Below are 21,456 nucleotides of genomic sequence, written 5' to 3'. Positions count from 1 at the left end.
ATTATTGCCCTAATAATATACGGCCAGAAGAGTGCTTACTTACACCGCCTCCATGTATTGAACTAAACGAAAAATAGAGTTTTTCTTTATCTTTAACCCACTTTAGTTCTAGTTCAACTTGAGTATTTGGTAGGATTGGCTCTTGAAATTTAAGCACTTCCATTCCTTTAAAGTTCGATTGTGCTTGCAAGTATTGTTGACCGTAATAAATAGCCCAATCAACTTGTGTTACCCCTGGTAACAGTGGATGATCAAAGAAATGGCCAGAAAAATCAAGAATATCGTCATCCACGTGCATAGTGATAATCACACTAGATTGATTATCATCTAGAGTCGAGATTTCAGTGGAAATAATTGTCGGTTTACGTTTTGTCATGAGTACTTCTTTTAATCATTAACATCATTAAATAGCTGCTGTAAGTCGTGCATTTGACGCTTACCTTGGCTATTCAATGGAATTTCTTTAACCGTTCTAAAGCGTCGAGGAATACCGACAGGTTCTAACCACTCTCTTAATTCAGAGCGTAACTTTAACCAAAACTTACCTTTAGAGCCTTGTTGTATTGATTTGTTCCCTGCATCAGAAAGAACAATAACCGCACCCAACACGGTTCGTTTAACTTCTTCCATTGGGATCACGGCTGCTTCATCAATCCACTCTAGCTGCATCAAACGCTTTTCAACTTCAGTGAGTGAAAGGCGTTTTTCTTCAATTTTAATGACTCTATCGACTCGCCCTTTTAGCATGAATTGTCCATTATCCAACAAATCACAGTAATCACTGGTCGGATACCATAATGATTCATCAATAAAAGGAGACAACAACTCTAGGCAATGCTCAATATTTAAGCGAGCTTGGTGAGATGGGAAGAATGTCCAAAGCGACGTGGGCTCCATTTGCTGGCGATAACCTACCCCACCGGTTTCGGTGCTTCCATAGACTTCAAATGGACGTAAAGAGAGTTTGATTTCACTCTGTTCTGCCCCTTCAATAGCGAGAGGACCACCTGAAGAAAAAACCATTTGGTAGCGATTGTAGCCTTCATGATCAGCAAGGCGCTTTAATAATGCAGGACTACAAATGAGTGTTTTTTTATGCTCAGGTTGATGAGATAAAATTTGCTCAGGGTAAATAAAATTTGTTCGACTAAACGCACGACCAGTACACAATGGCCACAGCACTCGAAATAACAACCCATAAATATGTTGATGAGAAACGGTACTGTAAATTTCAGTCGCGTCTAGCTTGTCACCCCATAACTGCTCCAATTGCTGGATTTCGTTACTCAGTAACTGCAATGTTTTTTCGATTGGTTTTGGAGTATCAGTAGAACCAGAGGTGAATAAAGTAAGGCGGATGTTACCTAACACTAACGGGGATAATACGCTTATGACATTATCGGTAATGGTTTGATAATGGCAATGATGTTCACAAGGCATGACTTGTATTATGTCATCATGCAACAAGGCATCAAAATGTTCAGATAATTCAGTTAGTGCCGCAGGTTGATGATTACCGGGTAAAATAATGTGCTTACCAGCATGAGCTAAAGCAAGAAAAGAGACGGAAAACTGATAGCTGTCGTCAAAACATAACGCCCATTTTTTTTCTGGTTGATGAGATAAATAACCACACACTCGTTGCACGTCATGCTGAAACTGCTCATAACTCACGTAAGTGTGCTGCTCATCAAAACACACATTATGAGTTAGGTCTTTTTGATTGATAAGATGGGAAAGTGCTGTGTAGCTCATGCTTCTTTTCTCTTTATCCATTGACGCACTAGCCATTCAGTGACAAATAAAGTCCCTATCAATAAATAGCTAATAAAACCGTTATACAACATCCATACTTTCATCTCTAAAAAACAAGTAGAGAGTGAAACCGAACCGTTTATGACAAAAAAAACACACCACACTTTGGTTACGGTTCTCGTGTAGGCAACGCCACTCGGCGGAAGATCTGGTTCTTGAAGGCGAGCAAAGCGTTCAATCATACTTTGAGGTTGAGATAGCGTCCAAAAAAAGACAGTAAACATCACTACGTTAACGATCACAGGGTAAAACGTAAACCACCCTTCTGATCGAAATAACCAGCCTAAGCCTGCAAGAATGAGCCCTGCTGCTCCACTGATCACTGCAATGTATTTAAGTTCTTGAATTGGAACCTGTTTGCCTCCGACCATTCGCACTACAAACAACACCGCTAGCACGCCTGCTACTGTCGTAACCCCACCAAAATGGAGACCGTAGTAAACCGCCAGCGGATAAGTAAGCAGTGCAATGGCTGACAATACCGTCAGCCAACGCATTATTTTAGAAGGGCAGCGACAGAGTTAACAACGTCTTCAACAGTGCGAACTTCTTTAAATTCTTCTGGTTTGATTTTTTTACCTGTTACTTTTTGTAAGTGAACAACTAAATCAACGGCATCAATACTGTCTAAATCAAGATCGGTATACAATTTAGCATCAAGGGTAATATCAGCTTCATCAATCTCAAATAACTCAACCAATGCTGCCGTTACTTGCTCTAATACTTGTTCTCTATTTACATCTGTCATGACTTACTCTCTTACGCTTTATTTTCAGTAATATAAGTAGCCAAGTTTGCCACTGACGCAAAATGTTCACGAGTTTGCGTATCGTCAGCATCCAATACAAGGTTGTACTTTTTCTTAATTGCCAAACCTAATTCTAAAGCATCAATAGAATCTAAACCTAATCCATCACCAAACAATGGTGCATCCGTTTCAATATCATCAACTGAGATATCTTCTAGGTTAAGCGCTTCAATAATTAATTGCTTAATTTCGTTGTGTAATACTTCCATCAATAACCTACTTATTTTCTTTTGATGATTTAAATTCATTTTGCGGATACAAAGCTGTATCTAAAAATCGATTTACGTTTCGAGCCGCCGATGATGACGAATCAGCGTCTTCAATGTATGGCGTTATCGCTACCTTATCTTTCACTTGTATATGAAAGAACGGTCTAACATCTGGAACTTGATACCATTTGGCTTCTTTAGTTAAGAAGCTTGGCGTTACCGTGACATGAATAATGCGTAAATCACTTTCACTACGAACGGCTATTTGTGCCGCGCCACGCTGGAGTTTAGATTTAATACCAGGTGTTGTCCGTGTTCCTTCAGGGAAAACTAATAATACATTTCCTGAATTTAACTTATCTGAACACTCTTCTAGAAATGCTTCTGGTTCACGGTTCGGAATATAACCCGCAGCCCTCACTATTCCGCGAATAAACGGATTATGCCATAAGGCCGCTTTTACAATGCAGTCACATTGCGGTAATTGTGAAGCAATTAAAACATAATCAATCAAGCTAGGATGGTTCGCGATAATTAAGCAACTTTTATCCTCTTTTAATAGCTCAGCACCATCAAATTGATAACGAATAGCTCGGCTGTAATGCATCGTTTTACAAAACAATAAAAAGCTACGTTGAATAATTAATTGCACACGCATTTCTCGTTGTTGCGCATTTTTTGCGGTAAACGTAAGCGTAGGAAAAATAATAAACGTTAAACACAGCGCGCCAATGCCAAAAAGAGAGAAGCAAAGCCCTGTTGCTACTATTCGCCAATATTTATCTATCCGTGAAAATACCGTCATTCTATTTATTATAAGTCCATGTCCATTGCGTTGATTTGCTATCTACTTTCCAGTGAGATTGTGATCCTACTAAGTTAGCAATACATTGCAACCCATGAGGTAAAACTTCAGAACTGATTGATGGTTTATTGTTCCACTCAAGCCGAATTTCTTCGCCTGCGCTTAATATTACACCTAACGCATAACCTTGATATGTCTCAGTTTCAAATTGTTCATAATGTGAGGAGAGTGGTTCATCAAAATCAATCACTAATACGTTATGGGTCGGATTTTCATTTAAATAAACAGAGGCTTCTATTAATGCAGAGTGAAATGTATTCTCGCCTGCCGCAATTGAGGTCACAGGAAGGGCTTGTTTGGCTGTAATGGTAAATAGCCCTGCGGCGGTATTATGCACTGACTGTGAAAATGCCATTGGGGAAGCATCATTCCCTGTTAATACATCTTCTAATAAGGCACTGGTTCTTGTTAATTCACCATGACGGCTTGCAAATACAAGATAATTAACCTCTTGCTCTTCAATTAACATTAAGGCTGTTTGCACTGCTAATTTACTTAATGAGCTCATTCTTCTGCGAGCCATCGCTGGAATTTTATCGACAGGGGCTTTTTCTCCCTCAGGCCAAGTGAAATTAGTTTCTTGCCACTGTAGCCAAGCCGCTTTGGTAGCTATTCCAGCAGAAATTGCGTGCCAATCGATAATATTAAAATTTGCGTATGCCATGATATCCATCTAGTAGTAAAAACATTACAATTTGTTACCCTACTCGTATAGGATATATGAATTCAGTGACTTGGCGCAAATACAAATGCGACAATCCATACGGTAAATAAATATAAAAACAGATGATAAGGGACTAAACATGTCATTTTACAAACCACTTTTACTCTCCGCTAGCGTTCTTATATTATCCGGCTGTGCAAGTGTAATTCCCCTTACCGACAAAGTAACAGGTGAAGATTTATTTCAAACCAATAAACCCGTTTATACCTTGGTTAACCTCCACCCTGATGAAAAAAGAATGAAGCTTTATTCCGTTAATTTTCAACAAGATGGTTTAATCCCACTTTGTACTCAAGTTAATATTGTTGATGTAACTAATAAAAATTTAACCTTTAAAATTAGCAGTACAGATAAGCAATATACTTTGACGAAGCATAAGTCTTCTCCTGATTTTTCAAAATATCTAAGTAATTATTTTGGCACTGAATGTAATAGCTCAAAAATTAAAACACTCAGTACGTTAGATCAGCAAGGAATTAAAGACGGTGTTGTGAAAAAAGGAATGACTAAGGAAGGTGTAAAATATGCGATCGGCTTCCCACCAGAGCATAAGACACCTGACTTAAATAACAGTGAATGGCTATATTGGAAGAATAGATTTAATACGTTTAAAGTCGAATTCAAAGATAATACCGTTTCCAATATCATAGACTAATCTATTGATCTTTAGTAAATATCAGTGGTTTCTTGCTTTTGAACAAAGTTTCACTCACAACCGCTGATATGATCATTTTCATCTTCTTATAATATGGCTAATTTCGTGACTCAATATAAAAATGACCCTTTTAATGCACTAGAAGCAAAAACAGAAGCACAGAAACTCTCTTTTGCCCCTATCGTTTTTCAAACCGCTCGTACTCTCAGAGATCTTGGTATTCTTGCCGCGCTAGATAAAGCAAATGATCAAGGCTTAGATGCCGTTCAATTATCTCAAGAGACTGGCGTTTCTGAATATGGCGTTAAAGTTCTTCTTGATATGGCACTGAGCGCACATATTGTGACATGGGACGAGCCAAATTACGTACTTGCTAATCTTGGGCATTTTTTATTACACGATGGCATGACTAATGCGAATTTAGATTTCACTGCTGATGTTTGTTATGCAGCAATGATGCACTTAACAGAATCAATTCAAGAAGGCACCCCTGCGGGTTTGAAAGAACTGGGTGATTGGCCGACTATTTATGAAGGCTTATCTCGACTGCCAGAAAAAGCAAAAGAGAGCTGGTTTAAGTTTGATCATTTCTATTCTGACCGTTCATTCCCTATTTTATTAGAAAAAGTATTAAGCAAAAAACCTAAGCGTCTTTTTGATATTGGTGGTAACACTGGTAAATGGGCGCTGCAGTGCTGTAAATACGATCAAGATGTGAATGTCACGATTATTGATTTGCCACAACAGATCGAAATGGCACTAATAAATGCAGAGCAACAAGGCTTTGCTGATCGTATTAGTGGTCATCCAACCAACATGCTGGATAAAACACTGCCCTTACCTCAAGGCGCTGATGTGTGGTGGATGAGCCAATTTTTAGATTGCTTCTCGCCAATGGAAATTTTAAGTATTTTAAAACGTGTACGCGCTGCTATGTCTGCTGATGCAAAAGTTTATATTCTTGAACTATTTTGGGATGAGCAAAAATACGATGCCGCGTCATACAGCCTAAATGCAACATCACTGTACTTCACGTGTTTAGCTAACGGTAACAGCCGTTTCTATCGTTGCAGCGATTTCTTAGAAATTATTGAAGAAGCTGGCTTTGCGGTTGCTGAACAAACTAATAATATTGGTTTAGGTCATACGCTGCTTGAGCTTAGAGCTAAATAGGAGCCACTTGTGCTATCAAAACAATCAATCAACGTAGAATCAACTCAGGTTGCTATTATTGGTGCCGGTCCGTCGGGTTCGATTGCTGCTGCGTTATTAAAAAAACACAATATTGATTGCATAATCTTGGAGAAATCGACCTTTCCTCGCTTTTCAATTGGTGAGAGTTTGCTTCCTGCCTGTATGGAATCAATTAAAAAAGCTGGAATGCTTGAGGCAGTAGAAAAGGCGTGTTTTCAGTATAAAGATGGCGCTGCTTTTCATTTTGATGGTATGTTTACTTCATTTGATTTTACGAATAAATTTTCAGAGGGTGCTGGAACAACTTACCAAGTTCAGCGTGGCAACTTTGATAAAGTACTTGCTGACAGTGCTCAAGAGCAAGGGGTAGAAATTCGTTACCAACATGAAATTACTGATGTTGATGTTTCTCAACCTAAAGCGCTCCTTTCTGTATTAGATACTCAAGGCAACCCTTATCAAGTTGAAGCAGATTTTATCTTGGACGCGAGTGGATTCGGTCGTGTATTACCAAGATTGTTAAACCTAGAAGAACCTTCTTGTTTACCACCACGAAAAGCCATTTTTACTCACCTTAATGATAATATTATTAGTGAAGGTTATGACAGAGATAAAATCCTTATTTCTGTCCATCCAATCAACACGCAAGTGTGGTACTGGCTAATCCCATTCAGTAATGGAACCTGTTCTTTTGGTGTGGTTGGCGAACCTGAGTTTTTTGCAGATTACTCTAGCGATAATCTCGAAGCATTAAAGCAGTTGGCAACTGAGGATAAGAACCTCAAGCAATTACTTATCAATGCCGAGTACCCAAACCCATGTGGTGAGATCATGGGATATTCAGCCAATGTCACCAAGCTGTTTGATCGTAACTTTGCACTTTTAGGTAATGCTGGTGAATTTCTTGATCCTGTATTTTCTTCTGGCGTAACCATTGCGATGAAATCGGCAGAGTTGGTTGCTGAGGCCTTGATTAAACAATTTAACCAAGAAGAGGTTGATTGGCAGGTTGATTACTCTGACAAACTAATGAAGGGCGTAAATACGTTCCGTTGCTATGTGGAAGGCTGGTACGAAGGAACATTTCAAGATGTTATCTTCCATGAGGATTCAAACCCTAAAATTAAACAAATGATCTGTGCTATTTTGGCCGGTTATGCGTGGGATGAAGAGAATCCATTTGTGGCAGAGCCTGAACGCCGTTTAAAAGTGGTTGCTGAATTATGTAAACCGTTAACGAAGTAAATCTTCATATAGATAAATACCTAAAAAAGGCATCCAAATTCTACATTGGGTGCCTTTTATATTATTGAGATATCAAGCCTTATGCCTGCTCACTCTCGATAACCGCTTTTAAGCTATGTGGGTGCAACTTAATACATACCCCTTGATATTTAAAAGCAACGGTATAATTTGCAATTCGCTCTGCATCACCCGATGGACAGCTCTGTTTTACTTTAACGCCTAAAGACGCCAAGCTCTCCCACTTCTCTTCTAACATTGGAAACGTTTTAAATACATATTCCAGAAACGCTTCTTGAGAATTAACATCGCATGGGATGACCCACTCTACATGTTCCCAACCTTGCTGCGGATAACTTTTTTCACCAGGATAGGGCAACTCTAAACATTCAATAGACCAACCACTCATCTCGATAGGTTGATTAAAGCCTAGAGCAATAATTGGGCGGCCATTAATCTCATTATTTGACCATTCTTCAGCTTGTTGTAACCACGCTTGATGAGCTGCTTCAGCCACACCGCGATCATTAATTCGTAATGCAATATGATCCGCTTGATAGTCAGTAAGATCTAATCCCAACACATCAAGTAAACTTTGAATTCTATCCATAAACACAGGTAACGCATTAATTAACTGCTGGGGCTCTAATTGTTGTTGTTTTAATAATAACGATGACATGAAGGCAACCTAACGGTAAAAAAGAGAAACCGAATTGTATCAACCTCTTTACTTGATGTTTAGCGTCTTAAGAAAAAATAGCAGAAACTATTAAATATCCCCTGTTTTATTGCTATTATTAGCGACTATTTTGCTTTCCATGCAACAGCATTCCTGTTTAACAGCGATATGAAGGATAACTCTTTGAATATTCAATCACTTATTAACGACAAAGTATCTCAAGCCTTAGAAGCAGCCGGCGCACCAGCAGGCAGCCCTGCCGCAGTTCGTCAATCTGCAAAAGCTCAATTTGGTGACTACCAAGCTAACGGCGTAATGGGCGTAGCTAAGCGACTAGGTACTAACCCTCGAGAATTTGCTCAGAAAGTACTGGATGTTTTAGATCTTGATGGCATCGCTAGCAAAACTGAAATTGCAGGCCCTGGCTTTATCAATATTTTCTTGTCTGAAGAATTTCTAGCAAAACAAGCTGAAGCAGCATTAGCTGATGAGCGCTTAGGTGTTGCTAAAGAAAAACAACAAAACATCGTTGCCGATTACTCTGCGCCAAACGTTGCAAAAGAGATGCACGTTGGTCACTTACGTTCAACTATCATCGGTGATGCTGTTGTTCGTACTCTTGAGTTTTTAGGTCACAACGTGACTCGTGCTAACCACATCGGTGACTGGGGTACTCAATTTGGTATGCTTATCGCAAACCTTGAGCGCATCCAAAAAGAGAAAGGCGAAGTTTCTATGGAACTGTCTGATCTTGAAGGTTTCTACCGTGAATCTAAAAAACTGTATGACGAAGACGAAGAGTTTGCAGTAACTGCACGTGGTTACGTTGTTAAACTTCAAGGCGGTGATGAGTTCTGCGCAGAGATGTGGAAGAAGCTTGTTGACGTTACTATGGTTCAAAACCAACGCAACTATGATCGTCTAAACGTGTCACTGACTCGTGATAACGTAATGGGCGAAAGCATGTACAACAGCATGCTTGCTCCAATCGTTGCTGATCTTCAAAAACAAGGTCTAGCGGTTGAAAGTGATGGTGCTCAAGTGGTTTACCTTGACGAATATAAGAACAAAGATGGCGAGCCTATGGGCGTTATCGTTCAAAAACGTGATGGTGGCTTCCTTTACACAACTACTGACATCGCTTGTGCTAAATACCGTTTCGAAGAACTGAATGCTGATCGTGTTCTTTACTTCATCGATTCACGTCAACACCAACATCTAATGCAAGCGTGGACTATTGTTCGTAAAGCGGGCTATGTTCCTGAAAGCGTATCTTTAGAGCACCACGCGTTTGGTATGATGCTAGGTAAAGATGGTCGTCCATTTAAAACTCGTGCAGGTGGTACGGTTCGTCTTGCTGATCTTCTTGATGAAGCAGAGCAACGTGCAACAGCACTAATCGAAGAGAAAAACAAAGACCTATCTGCTGAAGAAAAAGCGAAGATTGCGACAACTGTTGCAATGGCTGCGGTTAAATACTCTGATCTTTCTAAGCACCGCACGACCGATTACATCTTCGATTGGGACAACATGCTTGCATTTGAGGGCAACACAGCGCCTTACATGCAATATGCTTACACTCGTGTTGCTTCTATCTTCAGCAAAGCTGGCTTGTCTATGGATGAGTTAACTGGTGAAGTTAAGATCACTGACGAAAAAGAAAAAGCACTTGTTTCTAAGTTAATGCAATTTGAAGAAGCAGTTCAAGCAGTAGCAAGTGAAGGTCAACCTCACTTAATGTGTGCTTACCTATTTGAACTTGCTGGACAATTCTCTAGTTTCTACGAAGCGTGCCCTATTCTTAACAATGAAGACGAAACTGTTAAGCAAAGCCGCTTGAAACTAGCGGCATTAACCGCTAAGACAATCAAGCAAGGTCTAGATTTATTAGGTATTGAAACGCTAGAGCGTATGTAATGCCTATTTCACTATACTGAATACTTGTTTATTCAGTATAGTGAAAAATAAAGATCAAAAAAGGAGCTAATTTTAGCTCCTTTTTTATTATGACGAATTTGTGTTACAAATTATTAAAACCAACGTTCTAACGCGGATTTATCCAACTGTTTAAACGCTTTATTTAAAATGTTAGCCAGCTCTTTGTAGCGAGGTTGACTCTTCATTGGCTCTAATGCAGCCCCTGTTTCAATAATTTTCTGATAAAGCTCTCGATACCAGTTTGCAAGTGCTGGTGGTAATACCGTATTCGCTCGATTGCCTAACCACCAAAATCCCTGCAGTGGCATGCTTAACGCAAATAATGCAATGATAATCGCTTGAGGTAAACCCGCGGTGTTATTAAACGCCATTTGAGTCAGCACACTGATAACAGCAACGGCTGGCATAACCTTAACTGCAAACTTAGTGGCTTTAATCACTCGTTGCTCTGGGAACATTGGAGCTAACTCTTTTCGCTCTGGCCACGTGTCCATGTAGGCTTGGCCATCTCGAAATCGGAATAGAAAACCGCTTTCACTCATATTGCCCCCTTAATTTCTAAACAAAAGTTTAAATATTCAAAAAAACACAGAATAAACTTGATTAGAATTAATATTATCTTAAAATATTTTTGTTATCTTAGCGCACAATCGTTATCCTATGTGCTGATTTATTTTTTGCTGTAGTTCTACTATAAGCTAAAAAAGGATAAATCGGCAAGGACTGCTGTAATGCTCTTTCTAAGGATAGCCAATTTTTTTGTACAAATGTGGTTTTTATCAATTAAACGACTACATTTGTCATGTTATGTCATTACGATATAACTTTAATTACTGATGAATAAATAGGTATTTATACATGTCTAAGCTGGTTTTAGTTTTAAACTGCGGTAGTTCTTCTCTTAAGTTTGCGGTTATCGACGCAGAATCTGGTGCAGAGCACTTAACTGGTCTTGCTGAGTGTCTTGGTCTTCCTGAAGCTCGTATCAAGTGGAAACTTGATGGCAAGCACGAAGCTCAACTAGGCGAAGGTGCAGCTCACGAAGAAGCTCTATCGTTTATGGTTGATTCTATTCTTGCTTCTAAGCCAGAGCTTAAAGCTAACCTAGGCGCAATCGGTCACCGTATCGTACACGGTGGTGAGCAATTCACTTCATCAGCTCTTATTACTGACGAAGTGCTTAAAGGTATTCAAGACGCTGCAACTTTTGCACCTCTTCATAACCCAGCTCACATCACTGGTATCGAAGCGGCTAAACACAACTTCCCTGAACTTAAAAACGTTGCTGTGTTTGATACTGCATTCCACCAAACAATGCCTGAAGAGTCTTACCTATACGCTCTACCATACAACCTATACACAGATCACGGTATTCGTCGTTACGGTATGCACGGTACTTCTCACCTATTCATCACTCGTGAAGTAGCTGGTCTATTAAACAAGCCTGTTGAAGAAGTTAACATCATCAACTGTCACCTAGGTAACGGCGCATCTGTATGTGCAATCAAGAACGGTCAATCTGTAGATACTTCTATGGGTCTTACTCCTCTTGAAGGCCTAGTAATGGGTACACGTTGTGGCGATATCGATCCTGCTATCATTTTCCACCTACATGACGCACTAGGTTACTCTGTTGAAGCAATCAACAACATGCTAACTAAAGAGTCTGGCCTACAAGGTCTTACTCAAGTGACTTCTGACTGTCGTTTCGTTGAAGACAACTACGGCGAGAAAGAAGAAGCAACTCGTGCAATGGATGTATTCTGTCACCGTCTAGCTAAATACGTTGCAGGTTACACAGCAACGCTAGAAGGTCGTCTAGACGCAATCACTTTCACTGGCGGCATCGGTGAAAACTCTGCTCCAATCCGTGAAATGGTTCTTAACCGTCTAGGCATCTTCGGTATCGAAGTTGATGGCGAAGCTAACCTTAAAGCGCGTTTCGGTGGTGAAGGTACTATCACTACAGCAAACAGCCGCATCCCTGCAATGGTTATCTCTACTAACGAAGAGCTAGTTATCGCAGAAGACACAGCGAAACTTACTGGTCTATAATATCTCCTAAGAGGCTAGCCATTAGGTTAGCCTTTTTTCTTTCTGTGACTTTAAAAATTTAAAGTCTCTTGCCCCAATAGTGTAGAGGAATCTTCCATGTCTCGTACTATTATGCTTGTTCCAATCAGTGCTGGTGTTGGTCTAACTAGCGCAAGTTTGGGTGTTTTACGTTCTATGGAACGTAAAGGCGTAAGCGTTTCTTTTTACAAACCTATCTCTCAACCTCGTCACGGTGGTGATCAACCTGATCTAACTACTTCAATTGTGACTAGCAGTAGCGATATTAAAGCAGCAGAACCTACTACAGTTTCTCGTGCAGAAGAACTTCTACGTAACGATCAAACTGATGTTCTTTTAGAAGAAATCGTTGCTCGTTATAAGTCTATCAGTGAAGACACTGATGTGACGCTTATCGAAGGTCTTGTTCCTACTCGTAAGCACCCATTTGCTAACCAATTAAATGGTGAAATTGCAAAAACTCTGGGCGCTGAGATTGTGTTTGTAGCTACTCCTGGTACAGATAATCCTTCTCAACTTAAAGAGCGTATCGAAGTAGCATGTTCTAACTTCGGCGGCACTAAGAACAAACAAATCGCTGGCGTTATCATCAACAAGCTAAACGCACCTGTTGATGAAGCGGGCCGTACTCGCCCTGACCTATCTGAAATCTTTGATGATGCAGATGCTACGACTAAGACTAATCTTGAAGTAATGCAAATCTTCAACTCTAGCCCTATTCGTGTTCTTGGTTGTGTGCCTTGGAAAATCGATCTAATCGCTACGCGTGCTATCGATATGGCTAAGCACCTTAATGCTGAAATCATCAACGAAGGTGAAATCTCGACTCGTCGTATTAAGAGCATCACTTTCTGTGCACGTTCTTTACCGCACATGATTGAGCATTTCAAACCAGGTTCTTTATTAGTAACTTCTGCTGACCGTCCTGACGTTATCGTTGCTGCATGTCTTGCTGCAATGAACGGCGTTGAAATCGGTGCAATCTTACTAACTGGTGGTTACGAGATCCCTCAATCAATCGCTGAACTTTGTAAGCCTGCACTAGATGCTGGTCTTCCAATCTTCACAGCTCAAGGTAACACTTGGCAGACTTCTCTAAATCTACAAAGCTTCAGCCTTGAAGTTCCTGCAGATGATAAAGAGCGTATTGAGTTTGTTAACGAACACGTTGCTAGCCACATTGATGGCCCTTGGATTGATTCTTTATCTGAAGGTACTGAAGGCATCCGTCGTCTAAGCCCACCAGCATTCCGTTACCAGTTAACTGAATTTGCTCGTAAAGCGGCTAAACGTATCGTTCTTCCTGAAGGTGATGAGCCTCGTACAGTTAAAGCTGCGGCTATCTGTGCTGAGCGTGGTATCGCGACTTGTGTTCTTCTTGGTAACCCTGAAGAAATCCGTCGTGTTGCAGCGCAACAAGGTGTTGAACTTGGTGCTGGCGTTGAGATCATCGATTCTGAATCTGTACGTGAAAACTACGTTGCTCGTTTAGTTGAGCTACGTGGCGCGAAAGGCATGACTGAAGTTGTGGCTCGTGAGAAACTACAAGATTCTGTATTCCTTGGTACTATGATGCTTGAAGCGGGTGAAGTTGATGGTCTTGTTTCTGGTGCGGTTCATACCACAGCAAACACGATTGTTCCTCCATTCCAAATCATCAAAACAGCTCCTGATGCTTCTATCGTATCTTCAATCTTCTTCATGCTTCTGCCTGATCAAGTTCTTGTATACGGTGACTGTGCGATCAACCCTGATCCAACAGCTGAACAACTTGCTGAAATCGCTATCCAATCTGCTGACTCTGCAGCGGCATTTGGTATCGACCCTCGCGTTGCAATGATCTCTTACTCTACTGGTGAATCTGGTAAAGGCGCAGACGTTGATAAAGTACGTGAAGCAACAAAACTTGCTCAAGCAAAACGTCCTGATCTAATGATCGATGGTCCTCTTCAGTACGATGCTGCAATCATGGAAAACGTAGCTGCTTCTAAAGCACCTAACTCTCCTGTTGCGGGTAAAGCGACTGTATTTGTATTCCCAGACCTAAACACTGGTAACACAACATACAAAGCCGTTCAACGTTCTGCTGACCTAGTGTCTATCGGTCCAATGCTTCAAGGTATGCGCAAGCCTGTAAATGACTTGTCTCGTGGCGCTCTAGTAGACGATATCGTTTACACAGTAGCTCTAACGGCTATCCAAGCATCTCAAGCTGAAGAAGCAGAGAAAGCTGAAAAAGTAATTAACTAATTTAATGCTCTAGTTATAGAGTTTAGTTAACGAGAATAGAAAGACACGCGATGCAAATTGCGTGTCTTTTTTTGTGCTTATAAGATAGTGACTAGTCCCTAAATTCTCATCCCTAGCCCCCTTTCGCCCATAAAAAAACGAGAACCAATTGGATCTCGCTTTTATTTATCACTTTAATCTAAGTTAAGCGACTATCGTATGTAAGTGGTCATTAACTCATCTTTGTATACAGGGCGATACCAGACACGTTCTGCTTCTTGGCAGCACTGAGTCTTATCACACCCAATAAGCTCACGAGTTAACTTCCCTTTTTTCACCCAGAGCTCAAGCATTGCATCGACACCATCTTCACTCATACTGAACTTCTTAGCTAAAGTAATACGTTCAACTCGACCTTGTTCATCAATGTACTGTTTAAGCTCTGTTAAAATCATACTAAGGCTGCCTCTTGTTGCTCTACTTCTTTGCTCTTGTGTTTCAAGGCAAGATAAGTCACTGCCATTGCGATTAGCGAAATCGCAATCCACATGCTGCTTGTCATTGGAGCATTAGAGAAGTTTGCAATTTGGTAGTACAGCGTAGCTGATACGTAAGCTAATAACATCGTCCAACCCGCAATAAAGTAAGAGTACTGGCGACCAAACTCACGCATATAGGCTCCCATAGCAGCAACACACGGTGTATATAGCAAGATAAATATTAAGTAAGCCATTGCGCTTGCACTTGTTACAAAGTGAGCTTGTAGATTACCAAAGATTGAATCAGCAACACCCTGATCTTCAGCAACAGCATTAGAGTCCGTTAAGTCACCGACTTCTACACCTAGAGGATCTGAATAACTTAAGCCTGATAGGTTATCAGGAATAGACATCACCGCTTCTTCAAGGCTTGCCATTAAATCAAACTCAGCACCTTCATCAGCAGGATCTGAATATAAGCTGTTTAATGTACCGACAACGGCTTCTTTAGCAAAAATACCGGTAATAATACCTACCGTTGCTGGCCAGTTATCTTCTTGGATACCAATTGGTGCTAATACTGGAGTCACGATTTGAGCTGCTTTTGATAACACAGAGTTTTCACTGTCTTCGTTACCAAATGAACCATCCATACCCAATGAGTTAAAAAAGCTTAAAATAGTTACAACAACAACAATCGTTTTACCTGCACCAAGAACAAAGCGCTTCAGCTTTTGCCAGGTTTTAATCATGATGTTACGCATTGTTGGAAATTCATAATCTGGAATTTCCATGATAAACGTATCACTACGACCCGGATAAATAGTGTGTTTGAGCAATAAACCTGTAAATACCGCAGCTAAAATACCAAGGAAGTACAAACCAAAGACTACGTTCTGACCATTTTCAGGAAAGAAAGCCGCAGCAAATAGAGCATAAACAGGAAGACGTGCACCACATGACATAAATGGCGCCATTGATGCTGCCAATTTACGTTCACGCTCTTGCTCTAGCGTACGAGTTGCCATGATAGCAGGAACGTTACAACCAAAGCCTAGAACCAAAGGAACAAACGCTTTACCTGGTAAACCAATCTTCTGCATTACTTTATCAAGCACAAAAGCGGCACGAGCCATATAGCCAGAGCTTTCAAGTAAAGATAAGAATAAATATAAGCAACCGATCACTGGAATAAATGTCGCAACGGTTTGAATACCACCACCGACACCATCAGCGATAAGTGTAACTAACCAAACAGGCAAATGACCATCTAATAAATAATGGCTGCCATCAACCAGTAATGCACCAACACCAATATCAAAGAAATCAATAAATGCACTACCAATGTTAATAGAGAACATAAACATCAGGTACATGACAAAGAAAAAGAAAGGAATACCGATCCATTTATTCAAAATTACACGGTCAATTTTCTCACTAACACTGTGGCTTAAACCGCCTTCTTGGCGACGTAATTGCTGACATAATTGATGTAAAAATGTGTATCGACAATCCGCAATATGAAAATCAGCTTCTACTTGCGTCGTTAATACATTCGCGATATTTGCAATTAAATTACGTTTATCTGCTTCCAATGTATTTAGGACTAATGCGTCATTTTCTAATGCACGAATTGCCAATGAACGACTTGATGCATAATCACTTGTAAATAATGATGACGCTTCTTTTATTGCCGCCTCTACTTTCTCACCATACGTCAACTCAAGCGGAACCATTTTTATGCCTTGAGCAATAGACTTATGTAGCTTCTCTTTAAACTTATGGACTTGACCATTGTTATTAGCCGAAAGCGCGAGTACCGGACAACCTAACTTTTTCTCTAATCCTTTAATATCGAGAACTTGTCGTTGGCGTTTTAATACATCCATTTTATTTAAAACTACGATCATTGGTCGACCCAACTCACGCAACTGCAATGTCATGTATAAACTGCGTTCTAAACACGATGCATCAACAACATTAATTATCACATCAGCATCGTGTGTTAATACTGCACGAGACGCGATCGTTTCATCAAGGCTATTTACATCATTACCACTGTCTAGTGCATAGATACCGGGTAAATCGGTTAATAAGAACTCATCACCCGAACAAGTATAACGGCCTGTTTTTTTCTCAACGGTTACACCAGCCCAGTTACCGACTTGTTGTTTCGCGCCAGTAAGCCCATTGAATAAAGTTGTTTTACCACTGTTTGGATTACCTACAGTTAATACGTGATACTGCATCTATAACTCCTTAACTGTAATTTGTTCAGCTAGATTTTTACGAATAGCAAGAGAAGTCCCTCTTACACTAATTTGTAATGGGTCACCCATTGGAGCTTTACGCAATATAGATATTTCAGTATGAGGAAGCATTCCCATTACCATCAACTTTTTTCTTGTATCTGTTGGTAATAGAGACATATCTGTTACAACGGCTTTTTGGCCGCTTTCTAATTGCGCTAAGTTCATTAAAAGCTCCACGATAGTGAGAATCATTATTATTTCGTTTCATTTTATAACTAACTGTTACTTTTATCTTGCGCTAAATCAATTTTTGTCAGTAAATTGACAAAACTCTTTCGATAGAAGAGATTTTAATGAAAAAACTTTCTGTGAGACTCATTCCAAACTAACGTCAATCACGTCAATTAATGAAACGTTAAAATTGACGTCAAAATAATAAGGGAGTAATACAAAAGCGACAAACCATAAAAAAAACAACAAATATCAACAACTTAATGTAAAACTTACGAAATGTCGCTTTTGTACTAATACTTTGTCGTTATTTTGATATGTGAAATAAGAATGGTAACGGTATAGTTATTTCATCGAGAGGGAGACCTCTTAATCTTTTATTCTAATAGAGGTAATAAGAGTAATCTTCTTACCTCGGCAGCAAGCGAAGGTGTCATTGACACCCGTGACGTAGTCCCCCCGGCTACGTCACGATCTTTTTTTTTTCCTCTCTTCTTAGTAACTACAATTCATCACTTTCTTTATCTTCATTTTCACTTACAAATTGAGTTGGTGACAACCCATAGTGACGCTTAAATCGCTTACTAAAATAAGATGGGTCATTAAAACCAGATTCAAAAGCAACATCTGCTACTTTATGACCTGAAATCAATAATTCACACGCTTTTTCTAATTTAACTTCAATTAAATATTCCATGAATGAACGCTGTGTTAATTGCTTAAATTTTCTTTGAAAGTTTCTTTCTGAAATAAATAATGCTTTTGCCGCAGCACTCGTACCAAAGGCTGGATCGTGATAGGTATCTTCCACTATTTTATAAACACCAATTAACCAACGTTGATGTAAATAGGCGTCATCATTTATATGATCGCCAAATTTAGCCAATGGAACTTTATCATTCTGATTATCCATAGCTATCGGCCATGACAATACAAGCTCATTATTATTTAACGTATTTCTTTTTATATCGAAATGCCCTCCATTTTGTATTGTTAGTTGCTTAACAGAAGAAAGCCCCAAAGCATGGTGAATGACCTCAACCGTTTGGGTTAAATCGACTCTGTTTAGATTATCAAGATCACTCTCTATAATACTTTCACCATCACTAATAAAACAGATAGTTACTCTCGCTTCGTCACTATCAGTTTTTATAACTACTTGCTCACCAAATTTACTTCTTTTTAATAAATCCAAAAGTACATTATTAAAAATGGCATCAATAAGTAAAGGCTGAACAAAAATAGAACAATTTTTAGAATCATCTTCTAAATTAATATTGACACCTTTGAAATGGTATTCAGCTTCCCACCCTTTCACTGCTGCCCTTAATAAAGTAGATAATACCTGATTAATTCGATTGTTTTTTTGGTGCATTACAAGCGGTTCAATATGAGTTAATTGCTTTAATAGAGTCAGACTATATTCACATTGATTTGCTAATGATAGATTAGTTAATGACCCTTTCTTTTGTAAATTATGCTGAATATCTCTTATCGGCTGTTGTGCTTGTTCTGCCATTTCAGATATCACATGTTGCCTTACTGTCAGTAACTTTTGTAATTGACGATTACTCGAGACTAAAACCTTACCTTGATTTCTTAATTGCTGTGTTTTAATTTCGACACTCTTCTTAAGCTTTTCATTACTTTTTTTAATTTCTTTTGAACGCCAAGAATACACCGCAAGAATGATCAAAATAGCAAAGCTACACAATATCAAAACAAACCATGGAGAAAAAAACCAAGGAACTTCAACATAAAATAAAAACTCCGTGACATTACTGCTTCTTTGGCCATTATTACGAGGTTTGATACGTAATATGTACCGACCAGGTTGCAAAGAATCAAATGTTAATGAACGCCCATTAAAGAATCGCCATGATTCATCATTTAAACCTACCAATTGATAAGATAATGATTTATTTTGAAATTCAGGGAGAATACCAAACAAAAATGAAATGTTTGCGCCGTAAGGAACTGGCTCTTTTAGGCTTTTTTCTGAACCAGAACCAACCGTCTTGTGATCTACTGTGATTTGGCCAATAACCGCATATGGTTTGGTAATTTGATATTCTATTAATTCTTGCTCATTCGTAAAAAACAATCCGTCCTTACTTACAAACATCATGGTCCCATCATCAGAAATAGAGCATAAATCAGTTAGTAATTCATTATTAATTAGCCCCCTTTGACTGCCAAAGTGCTTTGTTAATCGGCCTTGATGTGTATATAAAGATAGCCCTTTACTTGATGATAACCATACCCCATGACTTGTAGATATAACACAATGAGGTGTTGTATATTCAGCAGGTAAAACAACGTCTTTCCTACTGCCTTTTGAGTCACTTATCTGTAAGCCGTAATTACTTACAATCCAAGAGTCTCCATATTCGGTATCAACTATATCAAGAATACTGCCCGATCTTATGTATGCATAATCAAAGGTTAAAGCGCCATTTTCATATCGATATAATCCCCTATTAGTTCCAATCGATATTTGTCCATTTTCATGTTCATAAATGTGCGTTATTTTTGTTGAATATTTCTGTTCTAACGCCCAAGAAAAACCTAAATAACTTAATGTATCTGTACCGGAATCATATTTATACAGCCCTTTATTGCTTGAAAACCATAATGTTCCAGAACGGTCCATTAATATATGTTCAATGCTTTCTTTTGCTACTGATTCGAGTCCAGCGATCTTATTGACCTTGTTCGACTCATTCTCTACTTTATAAATTCCAGATGTTGTTGCTACCCATATAAAGCGCTGATCACTAGCAAGATCGTTTACGCTATAAGGCATAACCTCAACCAGATCTGAGGTTAAATCAACGCTATTTAATTGGAATAAACCAGAAGACGTTCCTATCCATGAATTTCCACCAAACGTCTGTAACACCGCTGATATTTCATGTATATCTAAACTACCATTTGCCTCTTTATATTTGATACGTGAAAATAAACGATTTCCGTCAGAGTAGTAACTCACGCCATTATCAGTTGAAACCCATATACCATCATTATTATCTGCTAATAAGGCATAAATCTTATTTCCTTCAAGTGAATAATCATCTCTTACAACTGATTCAAAATACTCTAATTTTTGATCTTCTAAACCCCATTGATACAAGCCATGTTCCGTCCCCAACCAGAAAGAATGTTCTGTTTCAGCAAAAGACAATAAGGTCAGAACATTTTCTATTTTATGATGTACGTCTAATTGATTGCCATTTAGCTTAGTTAGCCAAATACTGTCATGCGTCCCTAAAATTATTTGATCTGTTTCTTTAGAATAAAAAATCGCATCTATATATTGACCAAGATATAATGGCGTAAAGCTTTCTGTCGTTATATCAAATTCAAAAAGCCCTTCAGAAGAAGACACGACCCAACGGTTATCAACATAAATAGCACTAGTAATTTCTATCTCATCATGAATTGCACTGGTATTTGCTTCATTTATATTAGCAGTATAAAAAGAATGATTTTTTGGTTCATAAATAAAAAATTGTTCAGTATTACTTCCCCAAAACATCCCTGAACTTTGATTTATATTAATGAGGTCTGTTTCTTTGGGTAATATATATTCGACGTTAAAACCGCCTACGTTAGACCACGATTTAATCTGTCCGTCCCTAATGAACCAGAATTTATCATCAAGAAATGAAATTTTCTTTGGTAGTTCTTTATCTGATTTATTTCCAATAGTAAATATATTAGAGCCATCAAATAGGTGCACTTGTCCATAAATATCGTACATCCAAAGAGCACCATCATTACGTAAAAATAGCTGCTGTGCTGTAATATACTGTCCATCAGCATGAATAGGCATTGGGTAAAAAATAGTATTATCGGATAAGGAATAAGTGTAAGTAGAAAATGAAAGGAAGATACTTAAAATAAGTATTCTAAAATGAAACATCTACTCGCCTTAGTATAAAAAGAGAAAAAGTATCAACATGATAGAAAAACTCAGTCTATATAGCAACGAACAAAAAATATAATAAGAGATGAAATAAAAGAAAAAAGCCCTTTTTATTATCTACAATAAAAAGGGCTT

19 protein-coding genes are annotated in these 21,456 nt (G+C 38.9%); 6 read left to right on the top strand and 13 right to left on the bottom strand.

Translation table 11 applies throughout. The features are described 5' to 3' along the window. Position 1: 1 nt before the first annotated feature. From A6E03_RS16105 to A6E03_RS16075, 7 genes are read right to left on the bottom strand one after another with little or no spacing between them, the layout of a single operon-like run. Positions 2 to 376, bottom strand: a complete 375-nt coding sequence (locus A6E03_RS16105; protein WP_065601261.1) for a 3-hydroxyacyl-ACP dehydratase — start codon at positions 374 to 376, stop codon at positions 2 to 4. 11 nt (positions 377 to 387) lie between these two features. Next, a complete protein-coding gene (locus A6E03_RS16100; protein WP_065601260.1) occupies positions 388 to 1,776 on the bottom strand; it encodes an AMP-binding protein in 1,389 nt (462 codons plus the stop codon). After that, complete coding sequence (locus A6E03_RS16095; protein WP_065601259.1) at positions 1,752 to 2,312, bottom strand: hypothetical protein; 561 nt, start codon at positions 2,310 to 2,312, stop codon at positions 1,752 to 1,754. Before A6E03_RS16095 ends, A6E03_RS16100 begins: the two co-directional genes overlap by 25 nt. Then, positions 2,312 to 2,563, bottom strand: a complete 252-nt coding sequence (locus A6E03_RS16090) for an acyl carrier protein (RefSeq protein WP_065591465.1) — start codon at positions 2,561 to 2,563, stop codon at positions 2,312 to 2,314. The genes A6E03_RS16095 and A6E03_RS16090 overlap by 1 nt, the downstream gene beginning before the upstream one ends. Positions 2,564 to 2,574: 11 nt before the next feature. Beyond that, entirely contained in the window at positions 2,575 to 2,832 is a 258-nt protein-coding gene (locus tag A6E03_RS16085; RefSeq protein WP_065591464.1) for a phosphopantetheine-binding protein, read from the bottom strand. Between the two features lie 7 nt (positions 2,833 to 2,839). Then, positions 2,840 to 3,637, bottom strand: coding sequence for a 1-acyl-sn-glycerol-3-phosphate acyltransferase (locus tag A6E03_RS16080; protein WP_065601258.1), 798 nt, complete (start codon positions 3,635 to 3,637; stop codon positions 2,840 to 2,842). A gap of 1 nt (position 3,638) precedes the next feature. Then, the gene (locus A6E03_RS16075; protein WP_141677292.1) at positions 3,639 to 4,361 is read right to left on the bottom strand and encodes a beta-ketoacyl synthase chain length factor; all 723 of its coding nucleotides are present in this window, start codon (positions 4,359 to 4,361) and stop codon (positions 3,639 to 3,641) included. A gap of 139 nt (positions 4,362 to 4,500) precedes the next feature. Between A6E03_RS16075 and A6E03_RS16070 the strand changes: the two genes are divergently transcribed. The 3 genes from A6E03_RS16070 (at position 4,501) to A6E03_RS16060 (ending at position 7,515) form a co-directional block, all read left to right on the top strand. Next, positions 4,501 to 5,076, top strand: a complete 576-nt coding sequence (locus A6E03_RS16070; RefSeq protein WP_065601256.1) for a hypothetical protein — start codon at positions 4,501 to 4,503, stop codon at positions 5,074 to 5,076. A gap of 105 nt (positions 5,077 to 5,181) precedes the next feature. Then, positions 5,182 to 6,249, top strand: a complete 1,068-nt coding sequence (locus A6E03_RS16065; RefSeq protein WP_065601255.1) for a methyltransferase — start codon at positions 5,182 to 5,184, stop codon at positions 6,247 to 6,249. Between the two features lie 9 nt (positions 6,250 to 6,258). Then, positions 6,259 to 7,515, top strand: coding sequence for an NAD(P)/FAD-dependent oxidoreductase (locus tag A6E03_RS16060; RefSeq protein ID WP_255310656.1), 1,257 nt, complete (start codon positions 6,259 to 6,261; stop codon positions 7,513 to 7,515). A 79-nt stretch (positions 7,516 to 7,594) separates the two neighbouring features. Here A6E03_RS16060 and A6E03_RS16055 read toward each other — a convergent pair whose 3' ends face one another. Beyond that, entirely contained in the window at positions 7,595 to 8,191 is a 597-nt protein-coding gene (locus A6E03_RS16055) for a VOC family protein (protein ID WP_065601254.1), read from the bottom strand. 183 nt (positions 8,192 to 8,374) lie between these two features. Here A6E03_RS16055 and argS point away from each other — a divergent pair, with 183 nt between their 5' ends. Next, positions 8,375 to 10,108 (top strand): arginine--tRNA ligase, encoded by a 1,734-nt coding sequence (gene argS / locus A6E03_RS16050; RefSeq protein WP_065601253.1) that lies wholly within the window; start codon positions 8,375 to 8,377, stop codon positions 10,106 to 10,108. Between the two features lie 113 nt (positions 10,109 to 10,221). Here the strand turns inward: argS and yfbV are convergent, their stop codons facing one another. After that, positions 10,222 to 10,671 (bottom strand): terminus macrodomain insulation protein YfbV, encoded by a 450-nt coding sequence (yfbV, locus tag A6E03_RS16045; protein ID WP_065601252.1) that lies wholly within the window; start codon positions 10,669 to 10,671, stop codon positions 10,222 to 10,224. Between the two features lie 316 nt (positions 10,672 to 10,987). Between yfbV and A6E03_RS16040 the strand changes: the two genes are divergently transcribed. Both A6E03_RS16040 and pta read left to right on the top strand, forming a co-directional pair. After that, entirely contained in the window at positions 10,988 to 12,184 is a 1,197-nt protein-coding gene (locus A6E03_RS16040) for an acetate kinase (protein ID WP_065591456.1), read from the top strand. A 96-nt stretch (positions 12,185 to 12,280) separates the two neighbouring features. Then, complete coding sequence (pta, locus tag A6E03_RS16035; protein WP_065591455.1) at positions 12,281 to 14,452, top strand: phosphate acetyltransferase; 2,172 nt, start codon at positions 12,281 to 12,283, stop codon at positions 14,450 to 14,452. 191 nt (positions 14,453 to 14,643) lie between these two features. Here pta and A6E03_RS16030 read toward each other — a convergent pair whose 3' ends face one another. The 4 genes from A6E03_RS16030 to A6E03_RS16015 all read right to left on the bottom strand — a co-directional run bounded on the left by A6E03_RS16030 (position 14,644) and on the right by A6E03_RS16015 (position 21,318). Continuing rightward, on the bottom strand, positions 14,644 to 14,886 hold the full coding sequence (locus tag A6E03_RS16030; protein ID WP_045101571.1) for a FeoC-like transcriptional regulator: 243 nt from the start codon (positions 14,884 to 14,886) through the stop codon (positions 14,644 to 14,646). Beyond that, positions 14,883 to 17,159: a Fe(2+) transporter permease subunit FeoB gene (gene feoB / locus A6E03_RS16025; protein ID WP_065601251.1), complete on the bottom strand. Its 2,277-nt coding sequence runs from the start codon at positions 17,157 to 17,159 to the stop codon at positions 14,883 to 14,885. Before feoB ends, A6E03_RS16030 begins: the two co-directional genes overlap by 4 nt. Continuing rightward, positions 17,160 to 17,387 carry a FeoA family protein gene (locus A6E03_RS16020; protein ID WP_065591453.1) on the bottom strand — a complete coding sequence of 76 codons (228 nt, stop codon included), beginning with the start codon at positions 17,385 to 17,387 and terminating at the stop codon, positions 17,160 to 17,162. 508 nt (positions 17,388 to 17,895) lie between these two features. Continuing rightward, entirely contained in the window at positions 17,896 to 21,318 is a 3,423-nt protein-coding gene (locus A6E03_RS16015; RefSeq protein ID WP_065601250.1) for an AraC family transcriptional regulator, read from the bottom strand. Positions 21,319 to 21,456: the final 138 nt, after the last annotated feature.

Origin of the sequence: Aliivibrio sp. 1S128, from assembly GCF_001691065.1 — a bacterium.
GTDB lineage: Bacteria > Pseudomonadota > Gammaproteobacteria > Enterobacterales > Vibrionaceae > Aliivibrio.
Note: the sequence above shows the minus strand (reverse complement) of the source record. Positions and strands in the feature narration are given on the sequence as shown.